Source organism: Rhodococcus sp. AD45-ID (assembly GCF_003023755.1).
GTDB lineage: Bacteria > Actinomycetota > Actinomycetes > Mycobacteriales > Mycobacteriaceae > Rhodococcus_F > Rhodococcus_F globerula.
The window spans coordinates 1-20824 of sequence record NZ_PYHL01000003.1 but is presented as its reverse complement, the minus strand read 5'-3'; the positions used below and the strand labels follow the sequence as shown (position 1 = coordinate 20824).

Sequence of the window (20824 nt, the reverse complement as noted above, 5' to 3'; positions counted from 1 at the left end):
CAATCTGTCAACTAGAGTTTCTTAAAATTCAACCTGCGAAATCAGGCGGGAACACGTGGACCCTCCGGCAAAGCCGGATTCAACACCCACAGAACCTTGGCCTGCACGGTGCCCTCAGCCGAGAAACTGTGGTTGTGACGCGGAGCAAAGGTGAACGAATCCCCCACTTGGAGGACCACGTCCTCCGCGTCGACGGACTCACTTTCCGGGTCGGTTCTCCCGCCCTCGAACGACACCCGCAAACCACCTTCGAGGACGTGAACGAAGTTCACATCGGCCGGCAGACTGTAGTACTCCCGCCCACTTCCCCCACCGGGTTCGATTTCGCTCATCAGCACCTGGATGCGACGCTCATTCGACGGCGTGAGCAGGAATTCCGCCATCTTCTCGCCGCCGAAGCTGATCTGTGGCCTAGCGTCGGCGCGCACCACCTCGCCTGCTGTCGCGTTCTCGAACAGCGAGCCGACCGGGATCTCCAGTGCAGCGCACACATTGATCAGGGTCGCCACCGACGCGTTGACGTGATCGCGCTCGAGTTTCGACAGATATCCCTTGGTCACTCCGCACGAAGCGGCCAGGTCGTCGAGGGTCAACCGCTTCGACTGACGGGCAGCCTTGAGCCTGGCCCCGATCTGCGGCCCACCAGGCTCCGAACTGTCCTTCATCTTCACCACGCGGTAACTCCTTCAACACAATCTGTCCCTTATAGGAAACAAGAGTTGACAAATAGGCTTCTTGAAGAAACCATACTTGCACAGAGAGCTACATCACCGATGTGCCGTTCACAAGCAGGGACCCCACACATGGCCACCAACGACGCCGGATCATTCATCGGACCAGTCGACGCGACTCGAGTCCCCCGATACGCCGAACCGACCACCTTTGCGCGCCTGCCGCGTCTGGACGAGGTGTCGCGCGCCGACGTGACCATCCTGGGAATCCCCTTCGACTCAGGGGTCAGCTACCGTCCCGGCGCGCGCTTCGGCCCTGGTCACATCCGCGCTGCGTCGAAGTTGCTGCGTCCGTACAACCCGGCTTTGAAGGTCTCCCCCTTCGCCAACCAGCAGGTTGCCGACTTCGGCGACATCGGCGTCAACCCCTTCGACATCCAGGAAGCGTTGACGACGATTCAATCCGCGGTCACCGACCTGCGCGCCGACGGCTCCTCGGTACTCACGCTCGGTGGCGACCACACCATCGCGCTGCCGATCCTGCGATCACTCGCACGCGATCACGGACCCATCGCCGTGCTGCACTTCGATGCCCACCTCGATACGTGGGACACCTATTTCGGCCAACCCTTCACGCACGGAACACCTTTCCGCCGCGCCAGCGAAGAGGGCCTCATCGACATGGAGCGCTCACAGCACATCGGCATCCGCGGACCGCTCTACAGCGAGAAGGACCTCGAGGACGACCGAGTGCTCGGCTTCCAGGTGATTCGCAGCGACGACTACGAGGTCGACGGCGTCGCCAGCATCGTCGAGCGCATGCGTAAGCGCCTCGACGGTGGCCCGGTGTACGTCTCCGTCGACATCGACGTACTCGATCCCGCCCACGCTCCGGGTACCGGAACACCCGAAGCGGGCGGCATGACGTCGCGCGAATTGCTGAACACACTGCGAGGTTTGGTGGGCCTCAACGTGGTCGGCGCCGACATCGTCGAGGTCGCGCCGGCATACGACCACGCCGAGATCACCGGTATCGCAGCGGCTCACGTCGCTTACGAGCTGCTGTCGGTACTCGCACTCAATCGCTGAAGCAGCACAACGGTATCCGTGGTGTGATGCATCTCGGGGTTCGCGGGAAGATCGCGCTCCCGCGACTCCGAGACCAACACCTTCCACCCATCCGTGAACAGCGACTCCACGTAGTCCGGGGTATGCAGCATTGCCCGATGGTGCTCCGTCGGCGACTCGTGGGGCGAATGACCGACGATCAGCAAATGGCCACCCGGTGCAACCAGTTCACCGAGAGCTCGGAACAATTCCCCGCGTGCGGGTTCGAGCATGTGGAAGAACTGCGCGGACACCAGATCGAACGAACGGCCCTGCGGATCCCACTTGGTCAGGTCTGCTTCCAGCCACTCGATATCAACGCCAGAGCCCTCGACGTGGGCCTTAGCGCGACTGAGCGCCACCGACGAAATATCCGTGCCCGTGACCTTCCACCCGCGGCGTGCCAACCACAGAGCGTCGGCGCCCTCGCCGCAGCCGACGTCGAGTGCGGTACCCGGTGCGAGGTCGGAAGCCTCGGCGATCAACTGCGGGTTGGGGTTTCCGCTCCACCGTGCTGGGCGTTCCTCATACAGCGAGTTCCAGAATTGGGCATCCGCCTTGGCATACGGGTTCTCGGTCGCGTCAGCGTGGTTGTCGTGGTTCTGGTGTGCGTGGTCATGGTGTTCGGGGTCATGGTGTTCGTGGCTCATGCATTCCAGGATGAGCAATCGCCGCAATTGGCGCAACGTTCCTTGCCGAAACAGCAAATGACGCCTACGCGACTCGGACTGCGTCCCGCTTCGCGTTTGTCTCAGAGAAGTCGGAGTCGGCCTCGCCCGCCGCGTCACACCCACAGAGAACGGATTTATGGCATGCTCCGCTGGACCGGCACTCGTTCGATTCTCGGGAAAGGACCTCGCGATAGCCGCTCCTCGCGCTGATGTCGCCCTTGCCGTCGCGGCCGCGACGGTCCTCGGTGTTGGTATCGGAGTCCTTCTCACCGACGTTCTTGCGGGCCTCGCTGTCGGCCTTGGCGCTGCGGTCTTGTTCCGTTTTGCGCTTCGGATGATCAATACCCGCAGGTGACGGCTGCGGAATAACTTCTAGGACCCGGTCGTTGTACTGGCTGTCGGCGTTCGGTTCTTTGCCCCGGGTACCACCCCAGAAATGCCGCTTCGAGCGGCCACTTGCCGAGAGGCGCAAGGCGGGCACTGACACTTGCGAAGCCGTCGACACCATCAGGTGCCGACGGTTTCCTTATTTGCCAGGCCCACCGGCGGTCAGGCAGATGTGAGAATATGCGGCGTATGTCTGCCATCACCGATTACTTCGCAGCCCCCTCGGATGCCGCCGCAGCCACCGCATTGGACGACGGGCCGATCGACCCTGTGCAAGCCAAGCGTGTCGACCCGATCGTCTCCCTCAGTCGCCTCGAGTCGGTGCTCACCGGCAAGGCATATGACGAGATCACAGCCGGACCCAGGCGAGGATCGTTGGTTGCTGTCAACGACGACGGCGACGCCTACGTCCTGACCGTCGCCGACGAACTACGGGATGCGCTAGCCGGTTTGGATGCCGAAGGTGTGATGGCAGCGGCTCGCGCCTGGGCAATCGACGAGACGATCGAACCTTCCGAAGATTCCGTGCCGTTTCTCACTGAGCTTGCCGAACTGGCAACCGGGGCACTACACCGCGGCGACCGCATCTACTGCCACATGGTCATCTGAGCGTAGGTACGAGGACGGAACCGTCCGGATCGACGAGCACGGCATCACAGTCCGTCACTTCACTCAGCCCTGAATTCCCGCCAAGAATGCGGTTTGATCCGCCAGATACCCGGGCGCGAAGAGCGAACGAGGAGCGAGGACGGCCACCAGGGTCGACATCAGTTCGGAGTCTTCGAGGTTCTTTTCCACCAGCGAATGAGTCGCTTCAGGGTACTTCTTGACCACCAATTGCCCTGGTGAGTCGAGCAATTCGCGATATACCGATTCCGTATCTGCCACGTCGACGTTCACGTCATGTCCGCCGAGAATCAAGAGCACCGGAACATCCACGGTTTCGAGATCGGCTCGGGCATCAGACCGATAGTTTTTCCGGATGAAGTTCCAGCGATCTTCGGTGAGACCGTCAGCCTCGCCGGACACCACAAGTTCGTCGAACGACGCGTCCCTGGCCAACTGTTCCAAATTCTTCGCTCGGTCGGCCCGGGCCTTCTCGAACTCGTCGGCCGACGCATTCCGTTCGGAAAGCTCTGCACGAGTATTGAATTCACCTTGCTCTAGCCAGTTGATCGCGGGACTCACAGCAATGACGAACGCGATGTCCGAATCGAGGTTTACCACCTTGGGCATCACCCAGCCTGCCTGACTTGCACCCCACAGGCCGATGCGAGCCGGATCGATATCCGAGCGTCCCCGCGCCCACTCGATCGCCGCTTCTGTCTCCGTGGCTCGATCATCCATGCTCTGATCCAGCCAATTGCCCGGCGCCCCGTTGACCCCCGGTTTGTCCCATGAAAGTGACGCGTAGCCTGCCTGCGCAAACGACTCCCAGAGCGGCCGGTAGAAGGTCTCGTGTGTTGCATCGATCGGTCCGTCTCCGTGGACAAAAACCACGAGCCCGAAGGGACCGTCACCGCGATCGGGAAGTGCCAACACTCCCTGAAGCGGCACCGGCCCCCCGGTGATCGTCACTTTGTCCTCACGGATGTCGTAGGTGTTTTGGTACAGGTTCCAGCCGACCAGACCAATGATCAGTACAACGACCACCCCCAGAGAAGCGATCACCCACCTGCGTAAACGTGGGCTGTTCGTCCTCTCGCGCACCGATTGCACTGCCATCTCCCCGCCCTAACGTACGAATCTCGAACGACCGTTGCTATTTCGATAGTACAGTTAGGGGCGAAGATGTCGAGAAGGAAAGAAAGGGCTGAGCGATGACAGCTGTCGATGTACCCACGCGGATTCTGATCGAGGGACTTCTGCGCGCAGACGGAACTGTCGACGGGCACACCCTGTATGCCACCGCCGGCGCCCTCGACATGACGGACCAGCAGATTCGGCTGTGCATCAAGCGGTTGGTCGCCGAGGGAAAGTTCACACAGGAGGGGCGTGGGCGCCAGGCCACGCTGCGGGCAACCGCGAAAGCCGTGCGGGAGATGGAACCCGACGTCGAGTTCGTTCGGCTCGCCTTTCAACAAGATCGAGGCACCGAGGCGCCGTGGGATGGGCGCTGGCATGTGGTGGGATTCGCAATTCCGGAGTCGTCGCGGAAAGCGCGAGATGCACTGCGCACCAGGGTGACCTATCTCGGTGGAGCCCTGGTGCAGGGCGGCTTGTACGTCTCGCCGCACGCGTGGGAACCCTATGTTCTCGATGCGGCCGCCCAACTCGACGTCGAACAGTATCTGTCTTCGCTCACCACTCGCGACCTGAAAGTGGGCACCCTCGAAGACCCGTCGAAGATTGCCGCACAATTGTGGCCACTGGATCAGATTGCGGCCGGATACGATCAGCTACTGAACGTGGCGACCGCGCGCCTGCAAAAACTGCGGAACACCTCAGCCTTCACTGCCACCGATGCCGTCACGATGACCGTCGAACTCGCCGCGGAATTCACGCGAGCGATGGAACCCGATCCGCTCCTGCCACCGGAACTACTGCCCACCAACTGGATCGGCAAGAGAGCGCGGTCGATCACTGCGCAGTGCTGGACACTTCTGGCACAGGTGGACGGCGCCGACCAACTACCCTCGCTGTTCCACCTGTACGCAGATGCAATCGGTGATCAGGACGCGAGAGTGCGCTGACGCTGGGGCAATCCGAAGCGACCGAGAACTTCGTCGACAGCGGTGGCCGGAGTCACCAATCCCCGCGACTGCAGCCACGGAATGGTTTCGCCGACAAGATGTTCGAGGGTTCGAGGCAACGACAACGGGAGCAAAGTCACACCGTCTGCGACGTCGGCAGCTCGAATATCGGCAATCAAACTGCCGAGCCCGGACGGCGTACCGACGTAATGCAGCGACGCCGGGACTCGCGGGACGTTCAGCGCACTGTCCAACTGCGCCAACTCTTTACGCGCGGCCCGTGCTTCCGGAGCGATCAGAACTTCGAGATCGACCAACACTGCAACAGAGTCGGGATCGCGGCCGTCCTCGGCGATCGCTGCACGAATCTGGGCGCGCTGAGCCTGCGCATCGCGCAGGTCGCTGGCCCGGATACGAATGACATTGACAGGGAAGGCCGTCAGATCGAGAAGGGTGTCACCTTCGGTGAGATCCACCCAGTAATCCGCGCCGATGAGCGGAAGGTTTCCGGGAGCTCCTTCGGCAGCGGGGTGGTGGCCGAATCCGGTGAGTTCAACAGCTACATGCAGGGAATGAGATGCGATAGAAGACATGTGTTTCTCCGAAAGTATGGAGGGAGGGGTGAGCGCGAGACGATCGTCAGCTCGTACACATTCCAAACGTCGCAGTTGTCATGTCTGCCATGTTAGTTGCCTATTTCGATCAGTGCATCCGGATGTGGGCTCAGACGCATTCGGCCGCGCCGGCGTCGCCTGCGGTGCCACCAAGGAAAGTGCGGGTCTCGGGCACGGGATTCCATGCACCGGCGGTCTTTTCGTAGTTCCAATCACGCTGATTCGAAACCAGGATGCTCACGGCGTTGATCAGGCGGGTGACGTCGTCGGAGCTGCTGCCCAACCCGAGGCTGGCGCGCACGGCACCGCCGGACAGGCCGAGACGCGAGAGCAGCGGGTGCGCGCAGAAGCGTCCGTCGCGGACGCCGATGCCGTGTTCTGCGGAGAGGAATGCGGCAACCTCGCCGGCCTCGTAGCCGTCGACCGTGAAGGTGACGATTCCGACGGCGTCGGGAGCATCGGCCCACAACCGGAGCAAGTTGACGCCGGCGATGGCGGCCAGTCCGTCGGTCAGCTGAGCGGTGAGCGCCTTCTCGTGCTCCGAGATGGCGTCGAAGTCGAGCGCGGTCAGTGCGTCGCAGGCTGCGGCGATTGCAGCAGCACCGAGGACGTTGGGCGAACCGGCCTCGTGACGGGCGGGAGCACAGGCCCACTCGGTGGATTCCAGCGTCACCTCACGGACAGCGCCGCCACCGGCAAGGTACGGCTTGGCCTCGTCGAGCCAGTCGCGGCGACCGACGAGGACGCCGGCACCGAACGGTGCGTACAGCTTGTGACCCGAGAACGCGAGGTAGTCGACTCCGCATTCCTGCAGATCGATACGACGGTGGGGAGCCAACTGAGCGGCGTCGACGAGGATGCGTGCACCACAACGGTGTGCAATGTCCGCGAGGCGTGCGATCGGCAGGATCTCGCCGGTCACGTTGGACGCTCCCGTGATGGCGAGGAGCGCGGCGGGCTTGGTGCACAGTTCCGCAATCAGGCGCTCGATGGTCTCTTCGACGGTATCGGCGGCCGTGACGATGCGAGCATCGTTCCAGGGCAACAGGTTTGCGTGATGCTCGACGTCGAGAACGACGGTGCTGCCGGGCACGGACTGAGCGAGAAGATTGAGCGAGTCCGTGGTGTTGCGGGTGAAGACGACAACCTGATCGTCAGCGCAGTTCACGAAGCGAGCAACCGATTCGCGAGCGTTCTCGTAGGTCAGCGTGGAGATCCGGGAGGCGTATCCGGCACCGCGGTGAACGCTGGCGTACGTGGGAAGAAGTTCCGCAATGCGATCGGTGACCTGGGCCAATGCGGGCGCGCTCGCTGCGTAGTCGAAGTTCGCGTAGGAACACTCGCCACCCTGGACGAGGGGAACCTGTAGGTCGGCACCAGAAACCTTGGCAATGGGAGCGGTGCAGGTATCGGCACTCAGAACAGCAGTCATCGAAGACAATCCTCACGTTCAAGGACTCATTCGTTCGGGTGATGTCCCCGGAAGAGTCCGCGCTTGCCGAATCCGTTTTCGGATACAGCCGGGTCGTCACCCGGAGCACCCCACCGCGGAGGAGGGTTGCCGACCAGCAAGCCGGGGCTGAACACTGGTACTCGTGACCTGCAAACGAGAATGGCAGGAGTCAACCGGCTTGTCAACCCCAACGCAGAACACGCTCTCGACTCCGACAAATCGCCCGACATCTCTTCGTGGTGACCACCATCACGGTAACGTTTCGGCCTCCGTGGCACCGCAACCTTCCGAGGAGCATTCACGGGCCATAAGCGCTTGACCTACAGAATCATTCACCGAGTTTGACAAATACGATTCGTTCCGAATCTCGCAATGACCCTTCATTCCTTGTATTCCAGAGAGATTCGAACAGATTTCGAGCAAACGATTACGAGAATCCTTAAACAGCAACAAAATACAGATCGATAGTCGAACAAGACCGGCAGATTCGTCAACACTGCACCATCTTTCATTCATTTGAGTCGACAGAACTGCGCAGCTACGTTGAATTGCAAAGCAATAGCCCGGTCTTTACTGCGATGGTGCGAGCGCATGCCCACCTACGTGACCTGTGGCCGCCGTACGAGGGCTGAGCGCGTCGACGATGTCGCCGGAGTGCGACAAGAACGCTGAACTGTGTGAAGGAGCGAGATGACTGCGGTCAAAAACGCGTGGAGGGGACTACGGAAACCCGTATTCGTCCCGGCATCGATAGTGATCTTCGGGTTGATCGCCTTTGCTGTGATCTACTCCGGGACTGCGTCCGACGCCTTCCAGAGCCTCAACAACGCCATCACCGATGGTGTCGGCTGGTGGTACATCCTGTCTGCCACCGGATTTGTGGTCTTTGCGCTCTACTGCGCGATCAGCCGGATCGGCAACATCAGACTCGGCCGCGACGACGAACAACCCGAGTTCGGCATGATGTCCTGGTTTGCCATGCTCTTCAGCGCAGGCATGGGCATCGGTCTGGTGTTTTACGGAGTGGCAGAACCACTTTCGCACTACGTGGACCCGCCGGTCGCGGGCCGGGTAGCAGGATCGACCGACGCGGCCGCAAATCAGGCAATGGAACTGACGATGTTCCACTGGGGCCTGCACGCGTGGGCAATCTACGTTGTCGTCGGCCTCGGACTGGCGTACATGACCTACCGCAAGGGTCGCCCGCTGTCGATCCGCTGGCTCCTCGAACCCCTACTCGGACGCGCCCGCATCGAGGGCAAGATCGGGCACGCCATCGACGTCGTCGCGATCGTCGGCACCCTGTTCGGCGTCGCTACCTCGCTCGGATTCGGTGTTCAGCAGATTACCGCCGGCCTCGACTACCTCGGCTGGGTGGAGACCGACAACTGGTTGGTCATCGCCATCATCGTGATCGTGACGGGTATGGCTACCTTCTCCGTGGTCTCCGGCGTCACCAAGGGACTGAAGTGGCTCTCCAACATCAACATGATCCTGGCCGCGGTTCTGGCTCTGTTCGTGCTGATCCTCGGCCCCACGCTGTTCCTCCTGCAGTCCTGGGTGCAGAACCTCGGCGGCTACGTTCAGGCTCTTCCGGAACTGATGCTGCGCACCTCACCGTTTGCCGACGACGGCTGGGCCGGCGCGTGGACGATCTTCTACTGGGGATGGTGGATGAGTTGGGCGCCGTTTGTCGGCATGTTCATCGCCCGCATTTCGCGTGGACGCACCATCCGTGAATTTGTGTTCGGTGTTCTGCTCGCGCCCACACTCGTCGGTTCGCTGTGGTTCACGATCTTCGGCAACTCCGGCATCCTGCGTCAGCGCAACGAGGGCACCATGCTCGACGCGTCCGGCGCCGTCGATACCAACACGTCGCTGTTCACGCTGCTCGACGGTCTTCCGCTCGGCACTATCTCGAGTGTTCTCGCGATCGTTGTCATCGTGTTCTTCTTCGTGACGTCGGCCGACTCGGGTTCGATCGTCATCGACATTCTCGCGACGGGCGGCAATCTCGAGACATCCAAGATCACCCGGGTCTACTGGACCTTCCTGTCCGGCGCCGCCGCGGCTGTTCTGCTTCTGGTCGGCGGCAGTGGATCACTGACCGCCCTGCAAACCGTGGCTATCGCGACGGCGGTTCCGTTCTCGATCATCATGGTGCTGGCGTGCCTGTCGATGCTCAAGGCGTTCCGATACGAGGTTGCCGCGGCTCCGCGGTACTTGCGGATCTCGACCACCAACAGCTCGGTCGACGTGCCACAACCGTCGACCAAACGATTGCGCGACCTGAACATCTCGTCGAGCTTCGCCGGACTGACGCCGTCGCAATCGGGCATCACCACCGATCCGAGTGATACCCACATGTTCGTCGCAGTCCACGAAGTACCGCAGCACGCGGTCAACATCAACCCGGATACCGGCGTCGTCGACATCTCCCCAGATTCTCGTGCCGTCGACCCGCTGGGCGGCGAAGTGTTCGACACTCCGGAGTTCGCCGATTCGGCCGAAGGACACCTGCAGAGCGTCACGAACTCGGAATAAGCGCCGCGTCGGCATGTTGCATTAGGCAGAACTGTTCACCAACTCGCAAACTTGTCATGAGATAACAACTCGACAGGTCGCACGACTGAGATTCATGAGCAGAACAGGATCAACGGGTTTGCCACTCCAGCCGCACGCGGAAACGGAATCGTCTTTCGGGATTCCGTCCGTATTTCTCCGCTCGACGCAGGCACCTGCGCCGCGCACCCTCATCGACATCGTGCGGGCATCCGCGCAGGCCAACTCCGAAGCACCTGCCATCGACGACGGTGAGACGACGCTGTCGTACGCCGAACTGCTGGGCGAAATCGAACAGGGCGCGCGCTGGCTCGCCGATGCCGGAGTCGGCGCGGGTGATCGCGTCGGCATCCGGATGCCGTCCGGTTCGCGTTCGCTGTACGTGGCAATCCTGTCGATCCTCGCGGCCGGCGCTGCCTACGTACCCGTCGACGCCGATGATCCGGAAGAGCGCGCCGAACTCGTTTTCGGTGAAGCCCAGGTAGCCGCGATCATCACGGGTGACGGCATCGGGCCTGGCACGGCACCGAAGCGGCTGGAGCACCCACCCGTGCGCGATCCCCTGCCCGAAGACGACGCCTGGATCATCTTCACCTCCGGGTCCACCGGCACACCCAAGGGCGTCGCCGTCACCCACCTCAATGCCGCAGCGTTTGTCGACGCCGAGGCCCGCATGTTCCTTCAGGACGAGCCGATCGGGCCCGGTGACCGTGTTCTCGCGGGACTGTCCGTCGCCTTCGACGCGTCGTGTGAGGAAATGTGGCTCGCGTGGCGTCATGGCGCCTGCCTGGTTCCCGCACCGCGATCACTCGTGCGCAGTGGCATGGACCTCGGGCCGTGGCTGGTCTCCCGCGACGTCAGCATCGTCTCCACTGTTCCCACGTTGGCGTCGTTGTGGCCGGCCGAGGCCCTCGAAGCTGTCCGCCTCCTGATCTTCGGCGGTGAAGCCTGCCCGCCCGAGTTGGCCGAACGCCTGGCCGTCGAAGGCCGCGAGGTGTGGAACACGTACGGACCGACCGAAGCGACGGTTGTTGCGTGCGGGGCTTTGATGGACGGCAAGAGTCCCGTCAGCATCGGGCTCCCCCTCGACGGCTGGGACCTTGCAGTCGTCGACGCTCAGAACAACCCCGTCGCAGTCGGGGAGGTGGGCGAACTGGTGATCGGTGGCGTCGGCCTCGCCCGCTATCTCGACCCGGCAAAAGACGCCGAGAAGTACGCGTCGATGCCCTCACTCGGTTGGGAGCGTGCCTATCGCAGTGGCGACCTCGTCCGACTCGAGCTCGAGGGGCTCATGTTCCAGGGCCGGGCCGACGATCAGGTCAAGCTCGGTGGCCGACGGATCGAACTCGGCGAGGTCGACAACGCGCTGCAGAACCTTCCCGGTGTCAGTGGTGCCGCAGCCGCGGTCAAGAAGACTGCGGCCGGAAACCAAATACTCGTGGGATACATCGCGAGCACCGACCCCGATTTCGACCTCAAGGCCGCACACGCGACGCTCAGCGAACAGTTGCCGGCAGCGCTCGTCCCGCGTCTGGCGTTGATGGACGAACTCCCGACACGCACCTCCGGCAAAGTCGACCGCAACGCTCTCCCCTGGCCCCTGCCCGGTGCCGGCGAAGATGCCGGAGCCGCACTCGGACTCGACGGAACCGCGGCCTGGGTCGCGGGACTGTGGGGTTCCATCCTCGGCGCCCAGATCACCGGCCTCGACAACGATTTCTTCGAAGTGGGCGGCGGATCACTCTCCGCGGCGCAGCTGGTGACGGCACTACGCGAACGCTTCCCCGAGGTCACCGTCGCCCAGCTCTACGATCATCCACGGTTGGGGTCCCTGGCCGAATACCTCGACGAATTGGCTCCTACGGAAACCGTCGAACCACGTATCGTCACGCCCACGCCTCTGAAAACCCAACTGGCTCAGGTTGCGGCAACGGTTCCGATCACCACCCTGGCCGGACTCCAGTGGGTTACCTGGATCGCGATCGCGAACAACGTTCTCGCGTGGTTCGTCGACGTCAGCTGGGCGCCGACGGTCTCGTGGTGGTGGATTCTGTTGGCATTCATCGTCTTCATCACGCCGATCGGCCGTATGACCATCGCGGTGATCGGTACCCGAGCGCTGCTGCGAAACCTGCAGCCGGGCACCTACCCGCGCGGCGGCAGTGAACACATGCGACTGTGGATTGCTCAGCGACTCACCGAAGCCAGTGGCGCAGCGAATCTTTCGGGCGCACCGTGGATGTTGTACTACGCGCGAGCCCTCGGAGCCGACATCGGCCACGGCGTCGACCTGCACACGTTGCCGCCCGTCACCGGCATGCTCGAACTCGGCGACGGGTGCTCCGTCGAACCCGAAGTCGACCTGTCCGGTCACTGGATCGACGGCGATCTCATTCATATCGGTGAGATCAAGATCGGGGCCGGTGCTTCTATCGGTTCGCGTTCCACACTTCTGCCCGGTGCCCGTGTCGGACGCGGCGCCGTCGTCGAACCCGGATCAGCTGTGTTCGGCCGGGTGAAAGCCAATCAGCAGTGGGCAGGTTCGCCAGCCACCAAGGTCGGCAAAGCGAATCATCCTTGGCCGTCGGAACATCCGAAGCGCGCCCCCGGCTGGGTTCCGGTGTACGGCATCACGTCCGTCTTCCTTGCCGGTGTCCCGATCTTTGCTCTCGTTGCCGGAATCGTGTTGATCGGTTGGTGGATTCGCAACACCGAAACCCTCGGTAGCGCAATTGCCCAGTCGCTCATCATGCTTCCCTTCGCGACGATTCTGAGCCTGCTGGTCTTTGCCATCATCACGCTGGTCTCAGTACGCCTGTTGTCGATCGGATTGACCGAGGGATACCACCCCGTCCGCAGCCGGATCGGCTGGCAGGTCTGGGCCACCGAGCGTCTACTCGACTCCGCCCGCACCTTCCTCTTCCCGCTGTACGCCAGCCTGCTCACCCCCGGCTGGTTGCGCCTCCTCGGCGCCAAGATCGGCAAAAACGTCGAAGCGTCCACCGTCCTGCTCCTTCCCAAGTTCACGACCGTCGCAGACGGCGCGTTCCTCGCCGACGACACCATGGTCGCCAGCTACGGGCTCGGCGGCGGCTGGATGCACATCGAGCACGCCAAGATCGGCAAGCGCGCATTCCTCGGCAACTCCGGAATGACCGCCCCCGGCCGACGCGTCCCCAAGAACGGGCTTGTTGCGGTGTTGTCCGCGACGCCGTCGAAGGCGAAGTCCGGATCCTCCTGGCTCGGTAGCCCGCCCGTGCGCCTGCGTCGTGCAGTCGGAGACACCGACGCGGCCCGCACCTTCAATCCCCCGACGCGTCTCAAGATCGCCCGCGGCGTCGTGGAAACCTGCCGACTCATCCCCGTCATGGTCACCTTCGGCATCGGCCTTGGCGTGCTGTTTGCACTCGAAGCCCTCGCCGGCGCCGTCGGATTCTGGTTCGCCGCTCTGCTCAGTGGCGTCGTCTTGCTGATCGCGGGCGCCGTTGCCGGGACGATCACCGTCGCGGCCAAGTGGCTTGTCGTCGGCAAGATCAAGAAGGTGGAGCATCCGCTCTGGAGTTCCTTCGTCTGGCGCAACGAGGTTGCCGACGCCTTTGTCGAGACTGTCGCGGCGCCCTGGTTCGCGCGAGCAGCAACTGGCACTGCCGTACTGAACATTTTCTTGCGCGGACTCGGCGCCAAAATAGGCAAAGGGGTTTGGTGCGAGTCGTACTGGCTACCCGAAGCAGATCTCGTGACTTTGGGTGACGGGGCAACCGTCGAACGGGGGTGCGTCGTGCAAACTCACCTCTTCCATGATCGGATTATGGCCATGGATACCGTCACCTTGGGAGCCGGAGCAACGCTGGGACCACACTGTGTCGCGCTACCCGCAGCCGGAATCGGCGCAGGCGCAACCGTCGGACCTGCATCATTGGTCATGCGAGGTGACACCGTTCCGCCGTCGACCCGATGGCAGGGCAACCCCATTGCCCCATGGGCGGCTTCGTGAAGCCGAACAAGATGCTCGACGAGCCGATCGATCCGTACCTGCCGCAGAACGGCAACCGCGGATATCGCGTATCCCGGTACGAATTGGAACTGACCTACAAGGTTTTCAGTAACCGTCTGGCCGGCAAAGCCGTCATCACCGCCGTCACCACCGAGAACCGATCCAAGTTCAGCTTCGATCTTGCCCAGAACCTGCAGGTGTCCAAGGTGTCGGTCAACGGCGCCCGCGGCGCCAAGTACTCCCGCCAGAACAACAAGCTGATCGTCACGCCCGGCACCAAGATTCCCGCCGGCGGAGCGCTCTCGGTCACCGTTCAGTACACCGGAAATCCCGAACCCATCAAAGGTCTCTGGGGTGAAGTCGGCTGGGAAGAACTCACCGAAGGAACCCTCGTCGCGAGCCAGCCCAACGGGGCCGCGTCGTGGTTCCCGTGCGACGACCACCCCAGTTCCAAAGCGTCGTACCGCATTTCGATCACCACCGATTCACCGTTCTACGCACTCGCCAACGGCGCATTGGTGCGCAAGCAAACCCGCGCCAGCGCAACCACCTGGGTGTACGAGCAGACCGAGCCCATGGCCACCTACTTGGCGACCATTCAGATCGGGCAGTACGAGCATCGGCAGGTCAGCTCCGGCCGGGTCCCGATCTTCGCGGTTCATCCACCCCGGTTGCACAACGAGTTCGACGTCGACTTCTCACGCCAGCCGCAGATGCTCGACGTCTTCGGCAAACTGTTCGGCCCGTACCCCTTTGCCGACTACACCGCCGTGGTCACCGACGACGAACTCGAGATTCCCATCGAAGCACAGGGGCTCTCGATTTTCGGCGCCAATCACTGCACCGGCCGACGCGGCTCCGAACGCCTTGTCGCACACGAGTTGGCACACCAGTGGTTCGGCAACAGCCTCACGATCGGCGCGTGGTGCGACATCTGGCTACACGAAGGCTTTGCCTGTTACGCGGAGTGGATCTGGTCTGAAAACTCTGGTGGCCCGTCGTCCGAAGCCCTTGCGGCCAACGCTTATCAAGGACTGATGCGCAAGCCTCAGGATCTCATCCTCGGCAATCCCGGGCCGGCCATGATGTTCGACGATCGAATCTACAAACGCGGCGCTCTTACCCTGCACACTTTGCGCAGGGTTCTGGGAGACGACAAGTTCTTCGAGCTCCTCCGCCAGTGGACTACCAAGCACCGCCACAGCACTGTCAGCACCGAGCAGTTCACCGATCTGGCATCACGATTCACCGACATCCCACTGAGGCCGCTGTGGGACGCGTGGCTCAATCAGAAACCCTTACCGCGCCGGACCTGAGCCGCATCGACCGGTCCGACCTCAGCTCAGGGTTTTGAGGCTCTCCAACCTTTTCAGGATCGGCGCCCGCCATTCCTCGACATCTTCCGGACCGTTCTCGGCCCACAACTCGTAGAGTTCGGAAGTTTCGGGGTCGGCAATCGTGCGCTCGAGTGTCGCGAGAATCCATTCGCGCTGCTCCGGGGTCAAGGACGCGGAGTAGGCAACGGCATCGATACCGTCGAGTTGCTCAGGGGCCGGTAGGAGTCCATGTGCCACCGCAACAATCTCAGCGATCGCGATTGCTGCCTGCGAATCGTCCACCTCGACGTACTCGTCGTCGACATGGCTGGTGAAATCGGCGATGTCGAACTCACCGGCCCGAACCGCCACAAGCAAATCGCCGGCCGCGTCGTTTTCGAACGGTCCCGAACCCCAAGTCCCCATTGAGTATTCCTCCTGATTCGTGGGCCAGGCTCAGCCCGCCTTGACCATAGCCGATTCATCCGCCGGGAGATGCGACCGGGATTTGAACAGTACGAGTACGAGGCAGGCCGCAGCTGCCGCAGAGCCGAACAACAGGGTTGCCGTATAGCTCAGCGCCGGAATGCTTTCCGACAGCATCGCCAAGACCGCCGGAACCGCGAACCCGATGTAGGTGATCGAGTAGAACACTGCGGTCAGGCCGGCGAGGTCATCCGGCCCGGCTATGCGCTGAATCTCGAGCAGGCCGGACACCAACGCCATTCCGTACCCGCAGCCCAGGATCGCAGCCGCAACAATCGCGGCGGCAACTGTCAGCGTCGACGCCACCAAGGCCGCTGCAGCCATTCCGATTACCAGGAACACCAGCGCGACGACGGCGCCACGTGCACTGCTGTTCGTGTCGATCTTGCGTCCGAGGGACTGGATCGCAAATCCGCAGGCCAAGGCAACAACACAGAGGAACGCCGAGAAGGCGACCGGCGCGTTGCCACTGTGGCCGGTCATCAGCGCGGGGATGACTGCGTACCCGACACTTGCTGCTCCGAACACCCACGGCGCCAACGGAACAACTACGTACAGGAATCGGCGATGACCTGCCGACGGAATCTTCAGGTCGTCGATCAACCGTCGACGCTCGGTCTTCGGTTGCGCGGCGCGAGTCTCAGGTGCGCGCCACAAGGCAACTCCCGCAAGCACAGTGATCACGATATGCAAGACATAAGCCAACGCGCTGGGCAGTGGCGCCCACTGTGCCAACACGCCGGCGAAGCCCGCACCCAACGCAAAACCGGCGGTCAAACTCATCGCGGCACGCCTGGCACCAGAGCCCTCGGTGGCATCCGGATCCCAAGGAGCTGCAGATAGTTCCTTCACCCAGGAACCGCCGACGGCCATTCCGATACCCAGCGCGATACCGCAGAGAATACGTCCGACAATCAGGACGGCTGCGGAATCTGCTCCGAAAGCCAGCAGCGTCGAGCCTGCGATCGCGATGAACGGGGCCGGGAGCATGATCGGGCGTCGACCCAGCCGATCGGACAGCGGGCCACCGAGCAAGAGCGCAGGAACGATCCCCACGACGTAGGCAAAGAGGAAGAAGTCGACCATCACGGGCGAATAGCCGTGGTCGATTCGGTACATCACCAACAGCGGTGTGAATTCGTTGCCGCCCCAGGCAACTGCGAACATACTGGCGGCAACCATGAGCCAGGCTCGGGCAGAACGGTTTTCCGTTGACCTGTTCGACAACAGGGTTTCGACGCTCATCACAGGCCCCCGCGCAGTCCGAGACCATGAACACGACGCATATGCGCCAGCACCGCGTCGTTGTATGCATCGGCATCGCCGGCCTCGACAAGGCTGACCAGTTCGGCGTGGTCTTCGAGAATCCTGGGGAGCTTGCCGGGGTCGAGCGAGATCGATCGTGCCGTCATGCGCCGCTGTCGATCCCGCAGACCGGCGTAGAAGGTATCGAGCAGAGGGTTATCACCCGCAGCAACGATCATCTTATGGAAATCTGCGTCGGCGGCGCTGAATGCTGCGACGTCGCCGCCGTCGGCTAGCTCGCGCTGCTCGGCCATGCTCGCCTGCAAAGCTGCAATCAATCCGCTGCGAGCCTGCGGTCGGTCAGCTATAACACGCACACTCTGCGTCTCTACCAGTTGCCGCGCCGCGACAACATGCTCGGCCTCGCCGTCCGCCACGGGGACGATCAATGCACCCTTCTTCGGGTACAGGCGCATCCACCCTTCGGCTTCGAGCCGCAGAAACGCCTCACGCACGGGAGTACGACTGCACTCCATTCGACTGGCGATCTCGCCCTCGCTGATGAGCTCACCACCGGGTAACTCCCCGGACAGGATGAGTTCCTTCACTTCGCGGAATACCGACTCCGCCGTGGAATGCAACATAGACACAAGATGTATTTATACTCCTTCGTGCAGGTCAGTAGTACACCGGCCCCGGAATACCACCGCCGACAGCAACCGCGTCACCCGTGATCGCGACGCTGCGCGGCGACGCCAGGAACGTGACGACGTCGGCCACCTCGGCGGCGTCGACGATCTTGCGAATCGAGTTGGTGGCAATCCCCGCTTCCACCTCGGCGAGCGATTGCCCCGTCAGATTCATCTCACCTTCGATCCGTGCCTTCAGTCGCTCGGTTCGAGTCACCCCAGGATGGACAACCGTCACATTGATTCCACTGGGGCCCAACTCGTCCGCCAGGTTCTTCGTCAGCGCGGAGACACTGACATTGCGCACCGTATGCGCAATCGAGGTGGCGGTACGCGCGCCCAGGCCACTGATGTTGATGATCCTGCCCCAGCCCTGCGCCACCATGTGCGGGGCGACTGCCCGGGCCGTACGGAGATAGCCGAGAACCTTCACCTCGACTTCTCCCCGCACTACGTCATCGGTCGTCGACCAGAAATCCGTTGGCCTTCCAGCGCTCCACGGGGTTGCCGCAGAGTTGACCAGAATGTCGACGCCACCCAACGTCGCGACAACCTCACGTACCGCCGCCTGAATCGCGTCGTCGTCTCGCGTATCGGCGGCCACACCGATTGCTCGAATCCCGAACTCCGACGCCAGTTCTCGGGCCGTGTCGGTCACTGACTGTTCTGTTCGGGCAAGTATCGCGAGATCGACGCCTTCCTCGGCTAAACCTCTGGCGATCGCAAGCCCGATCCCCTTGCTACCACCAGCAACAATTGCGCGTTTTCCCGAAAGTCGAAGATCCATGCCGCGAGACTATCCACACGAGGGGAATCAGTCCCGGACAGGCGGTGCCATACGCGAAGTGACGGCAATGCGGTTCCATGCATTGATGGTCAAGATGACACTGATGAGCTGAGCCAGCTCGGCGTCGGCAAAGTGCTCAGCCGCTTCGTTGTACACGGCGTCGGGGACAAACCCGTCGGTGAGAACTGTGACGGCCTCCGTCAATGCGAGGGCTGCGCGCTCCTTGTCGGAGTAGAGATCCCGGGCTTCCTCCCATGCGTTCAGCAGGTACAGCTTCTGCTCCGTCACGCCGGCTTTGCGCGCATCACGTGTGTGCATGTCCAAGCACCATGCACAATGATTCAACTGCGACGCACGCGTCAGCATCAACTCGACCAGTGTGGGATCCAGGCCCTTACGTGCAGCACTGTCCAGCGCAACCATGGCCTTGTAAACGTCGGGTGCCAGCTGTGCGATGTTGAGTCGTTGCCCTGTTGTTGTCATACCTAGAACGATAATCTCGCAATGCCCCTCAAACATGGTTCAATTTGCGAGTGAATTCGTGGGCCAATCTCGGTTTCGATCTGCACATCGAACTGCCGCACGGCGTCGGCGTCAAAGCAGCGCTTCTGCAGGCACTTCGCGACGCGATCGACGGCGGTGTCTTGAAGCCTGGCACCAGACTCCCGCCGTCGCGCACTCTTGCACACGACCTCGGCATAGCGCGAAACACCGTAGCCGATTGCTACGCCGAACTCGCCGCAGCCGGGTGGCTCGCGACACGTCAGGGCTCCGGCACCGTCGTCGCTTCGCTCGCGGACTCCCGCAATGACGCGGCGCCCGCACCACCGACAGTGCGCTTCACACACAGTTTGATGCCCGGATCGCCTGACGTATCAGCCTTTCCTCGTTCGGCCTGGATTTCGTCTGCCCGACGGGCTCTGACCGCAGCACCTAACGACGCGTTTGGCGCCACCGACCCCCGAGGTCGCGTCGAACTTCGCAACGCCCTCTCCGGATACCTGGGCCGAACCAGAGGGGTGCGGGTAGACCCGAATCGAATAGTGGTCAGCGCCGGTTCAGGTCACGGGATCTCGCTTCTAGCCCGCGCCCTCGGCGGAACATTTGCAGTGGATGCTTACAGTCTTCATCTACACCGGAAGTTACTGATCGACGAGGGCATACGAACCGTTCCTATCTCGGTTGACGAATCAGGCACGTGCACAGACGAATTGGCATCCACTACCGCCAGAGCCGCACTTCTGACGCCGACGCACCAGTTTCCACTCGGCGGACCGCTCACACCCGCACGACGGGCAACTGCCGTCGAATGGGCGTCGAGCACTGGCGGAGTAGTACTGGAAGACGACTACGACGGTGAATTCCGTTACGACAGAAAGCCCGTCGGCGCACTACAGGGGATCGCCCCACAACACGTCGCCTACCTCGGAACCGCGGGCAAAACCCTCTCGCCGGCCATTCGTATCGGCTGGATGGTGTTGCCGGACAGATTGATCGAACCGGTACTCGAGGTCAAAGGGCCGTACGAGCGTTGGGTCAGTTCAACCGATCAGCTGACGCTGGCAGATTTCATCGAGTCAGGACGGTTCGACAGTCACATTCGGAAGATGCGGGTTTCCTACCGACAACGACGCGATCAACTGGTTGCGATCCTCTCTGCGCGAGTACCCGAAGTTCGGGTCGAGGGGATCTCCGCGGGACTTCATGCCGTAGTTCGATTGCCCCGTGGCAGCGAACAAGCAGTAATGGCTGCCGCGAATTCGCGCGGCCTCGGCCTTGAAGGGCTGTCAACATTCCGGCACCCCGACGCGTCTTCCGCCGGCTCCGACGGCATCGTTGTCGGATACAGCACGCCCTCGCCGTCCCAGTACCCTCGGGCACTCGAAATGCTCTGCGAGACATTGGAATCAGCGCTGTAACAGAGTCCAGTTCGCCTCGATTGCCCCGCCGGTGATGGTGCGAACGGTACGTTCGGTCGATCCGAGGCGACGGGTGTACCGTTCGCTCGATCCCGGGGGTGTTTCGGGGACACGAAAAAGCCCCCCAACAATGTTGGGGGGCTTTCTCAAGTTGTGTTCGGCGGTGTCCTACTCTCCCACACCCTGTCGAGTGCAGTACCATCGGCGCTGAAGGGCTTAGCTTCCGGGTT

The 20824-nt window shown here is 62.3% G+C and carries 18 protein-coding genes and 1 riboswitch; of the genes, 8 read left to right on the top strand and 10 right to left on the bottom strand.

The window, feature by feature from the left end; all coding sequences use genetic code 11:
• Nucleotides 1-41: 41 nt before the first annotated feature.
• Nucleotides 42-665: a helix-turn-helix domain-containing protein gene (locus C7T36_RS24165; protein ID WP_045069599.1), complete on the bottom strand. Its 624-nt coding sequence runs from the start codon at nt 663-665 to the stop codon at nt 42-44.
• 138 nt (nt 666-803) lie between these two features.
• Here C7T36_RS24165 and speB point away from each other — a divergent pair, with 138 nt between their 5' ends.
• The gene (gene speB, locus C7T36_RS24160; RefSeq protein WP_033236289.1) at nt 804-1760 is read left to right on the top strand and encodes an agmatinase; all 957 of its coding nucleotides are present in this window, start codon (nt 804-806) and stop codon (nt 1758-1760) included.
• Here speB and C7T36_RS24155 read toward each other — a convergent pair.
• Entirely contained in the window at nt 1724-2428 is a 705-nt protein-coding gene (locus tag C7T36_RS24155) for a bifunctional 2-polyprenyl-6-hydroxyphenol methylase/3-demethylubiquinol 3-O-methyltransferase UbiG (protein ID WP_052683568.1), read from the bottom strand. The genes speB and C7T36_RS24155 overlap by 37 nt on opposite strands.
• A gap of 157 nt (nt 2429-2585) precedes the next feature.
• Between C7T36_RS24155 and C7T36_RS24150 the strand changes: the two genes are divergently transcribed.
• The gene (locus tag C7T36_RS24150) at nt 2586-2804 is read left to right on the top strand and encodes a hypothetical protein (RefSeq protein ID WP_033236287.1); all 219 of its coding nucleotides are present in this window, start codon (nt 2586-2588) and stop codon (nt 2802-2804) included.
• Nucleotides 2805-3025: 221 nt separating this feature from the next.
• Entirely contained in the window at nt 3026-3445 is a 420-nt protein-coding gene (locus C7T36_RS24145) for a hypothetical protein (RefSeq protein ID WP_045068261.1), read from the top strand.
• A 63-nt stretch (nt 3446-3508) separates the two neighbouring features.
• Here C7T36_RS24145 and C7T36_RS24140 read toward each other — a convergent pair whose 3' ends face one another.
• Nucleotides 3509-4507, bottom strand: a complete 999-nt coding sequence (locus C7T36_RS24140; protein ID WP_375129355.1) for an alpha/beta hydrolase family protein — start codon at nt 4505-4507, stop codon at nt 3509-3511.
• 149 nt (nt 4508-4656) lie between these two features.
• Between C7T36_RS24140 and C7T36_RS24135 the strand changes: the two genes are divergently transcribed.
• Nucleotides 4657-5529, top strand: a complete 873-nt coding sequence (locus C7T36_RS24135; protein ID WP_045068258.1) for a PaaX family transcriptional regulator C-terminal domain-containing protein — start codon at nt 4657-4659, stop codon at nt 5527-5529.
• Here the strand turns inward: C7T36_RS24135 and C7T36_RS24130 are convergent.
• Together C7T36_RS24130 and C7T36_RS24125 are read right to left on the bottom strand one after the other, a co-directional pair.
• Complete coding sequence (locus tag C7T36_RS24130; RefSeq protein WP_033236283.1) at nt 5508-6122, bottom strand: LLM class flavin-dependent oxidoreductase; 615 nt, start codon at nt 6120-6122, stop codon at nt 5508-5510. The two genes, C7T36_RS24135 and C7T36_RS24130, sit on opposite strands and share 22 nt — an antisense overlap.
• 130 nt (nt 6123-6252) lie before the next feature.
• Nucleotides 6253-7575: an aminotransferase class V-fold PLP-dependent enzyme gene (locus C7T36_RS24125; RefSeq protein WP_033236282.1), complete on the bottom strand. Its 1323-nt coding sequence runs from the start codon at nt 7573-7575 to the stop codon at nt 6253-6255.
• 54 nt (nt 7576-7629) lie between these two features.
• Nucleotides 7630-7744: riboswitch (SAM riboswitch) on the bottom strand.
• A 542-nt stretch (nt 7745-8286) separates the two neighbouring features.
• Between C7T36_RS24125 and C7T36_RS24120 the strand changes: the two genes are divergently transcribed.
• From C7T36_RS24120 to C7T36_RS24110, 3 genes are all read left to right on the top strand, one after another.
• Nucleotides 8287-10140, top strand: a complete 1854-nt coding sequence (locus C7T36_RS24120; RefSeq protein WP_045068256.1) for a BCCT family transporter — start codon at nt 8287-8289, stop codon at nt 10138-10140.
• Nucleotides 10141-10234: 94 nt separating this feature from the next.
• Complete coding sequence (locus C7T36_RS24115) at nt 10235-14152, top strand: Pls/PosA family non-ribosomal peptide synthetase (protein WP_106939821.1); 3918 nt, start codon at nt 10235-10237, stop codon at nt 14150-14152.
• Nucleotides 14137-15468, top strand: coding sequence for a M1 family metallopeptidase (locus C7T36_RS24110; RefSeq protein ID WP_045068253.1), 1332 nt, complete (start codon nt 14137-14139; stop codon nt 15466-15468). Before C7T36_RS24115 ends, C7T36_RS24110 begins: the two co-directional genes overlap by 16 nt.
• Before the next feature lie 21 nt (nt 15469-15489).
• On the opposite strand, the gene C7T36_RS24105 is transcribed toward C7T36_RS24110, so the two are convergent.
• The 5 genes from C7T36_RS24105 to C7T36_RS24085 are packed head-to-tail and all read right to left on the bottom strand — an operon-like array spanning nt 15490 to nt 19158.
• A complete protein-coding gene (locus C7T36_RS24105) occupies nt 15490-15894 on the bottom strand; it encodes a DUF4259 domain-containing protein (protein ID WP_045068250.1) in 405 nt (134 codons plus the stop codon).
• Between the two features lie 30 nt (nt 15895-15924).
• Complete coding sequence (locus tag C7T36_RS24100) at nt 15925-17199, bottom strand: MFS transporter (protein ID WP_045068247.1); 1275 nt, start codon at nt 17197-17199, stop codon at nt 15925-15927.
• A complete protein-coding gene (locus C7T36_RS24095) occupies nt 17199-17843 on the bottom strand; it encodes a GntR family transcriptional regulator (RefSeq protein WP_045068245.1) in 645 nt (214 codons plus the stop codon). Before C7T36_RS24095 ends, C7T36_RS24100 begins: the two co-directional genes overlap by 1 nt.
• Before the next feature lie 34 nt (nt 17844-17877).
• Nucleotides 17878-18675 carry an SDR family NAD(P)-dependent oxidoreductase gene (locus C7T36_RS24090; RefSeq protein WP_045068243.1) on the bottom strand — a complete coding sequence of 266 codons (798 nt, stop codon included), beginning with the start codon at nt 18673-18675 and terminating at the stop codon, nt 17878-17880.
• Nucleotides 18676-18702: 27 nt separating this feature from the next.
• Nucleotides 18703-19158: a carboxymuconolactone decarboxylase family protein gene (locus tag C7T36_RS24085; protein ID WP_033236276.1), complete on the bottom strand. Its 456-nt coding sequence runs from the start codon at nt 19156-19158 to the stop codon at nt 18703-18705.
• Between the two features lie 50 nt (nt 19159-19208).
• Here C7T36_RS24085 and C7T36_RS24080 point away from each other — a divergent pair, with 50 nt between their 5' ends.
• Nucleotides 19209-20594: a PLP-dependent aminotransferase family protein gene (locus C7T36_RS24080; RefSeq protein WP_045069595.1), complete on the top strand. Its 1386-nt coding sequence runs from the start codon at nt 19209-19211 to the stop codon at nt 20592-20594.
• The last annotated feature ends 230 nt before the right edge of the window (nt 20595-20824 follow it).

Bases quoted from the DNA above. Each gene is read 5' to 3' on its own strand.
- C7T36_RS24090 (WP_045068243.1), bottom strand. From the start codon at position 18,675: ATGGATCTTCGACTTTCGGGAAAACGCGCAATTGTTGCTGGTGGTAGC.
- C7T36_RS24120 (WP_045068256.1), top strand. From the start codon at position 8,287: ATGACTGCGGTCAAAAACGCGTGGAGGGGACTACGGAAACCCGTATTC.
- C7T36_RS24145 (WP_045068261.1), top strand. From the start codon at position 3,026: ATGTCTGCCATCACCGATTACTTCGCAGCCCCCTCGGATGCCGCCGCA.
- C7T36_RS24125 (WP_033236282.1), bottom strand. From the start codon at position 7,575: ATGACTGCTGTTCTGAGTGCCGATACCTGCACCGCTCCCATTGCCAAG.
- C7T36_RS24150 (WP_033236287.1), top strand. From the start codon at position 2,586: ATGGCATGCTCCGCTGGACCGGCACTCGTTCGATTCTCGGGAAAGGAC.
- C7T36_RS24110 (WP_045068253.1), top strand. From the start codon at position 14,137: ATGGGCGGCTTCGTGAAGCCGAACAAGATGCTCGACGAGCCGATCGAT.
- C7T36_RS24165 (WP_045069599.1), bottom strand. From the start codon at position 665: ATGAAGGACAGTTCGGAGCCTGGTGGGCCGCAGATCGGGGCCAGGCTC.
- C7T36_RS24130 (WP_033236283.1), bottom strand. From the start codon at position 6,122: ATGTCTTCTATCGCATCTCATTCCCTGCATGTAGCTGTTGAACTCACC.
- C7T36_RS24100 (WP_045068247.1), bottom strand. From the start codon at position 17,199: ATGAGCGTCGAAACCCTGTTGTCGAACAGGTCAACGGAAAACCGTTCT.
- C7T36_RS24135 (WP_045068258.1), top strand. From the start codon at position 4,657: ATGACAGCTGTCGATGTACCCACGCGGATTCTGATCGAGGGACTTCTG.
- C7T36_RS24095 (WP_045068245.1), bottom strand. From the start codon at position 17,843: ATGTTGCATTCCACGGCGGAGTCGGTATTCCGCGAAGTGAAGGAACTC.
- speB (WP_033236289.1), top strand. From the start codon at position 804: ATGGCCACCAACGACGCCGGATCATTCATCGGACCAGTCGACGCGACT.
- C7T36_RS24105 (WP_045068250.1), bottom strand. From the start codon at position 15,894: ATGGGGACTTGGGGTTCGGGACCGTTCGAAAACGACGCGGCCGGCGAT.
- C7T36_RS24085 (WP_033236276.1), bottom strand. From the start codon at position 19,158: ATGACAACAACAGGGCAACGACTCAACATCGCACAGCTGGCACCCGAC.
- C7T36_RS24155 (WP_052683568.1), bottom strand. From the start codon at position 2,428: ATGAGCCACGAACACCATGACCCCGAACACCATGACCACGCACACCAG.
- C7T36_RS24115 (WP_106939821.1), top strand. From the start codon at position 10,235: ATGAGCAGAACAGGATCAACGGGTTTGCCACTCCAGCCGCACGCGGAA.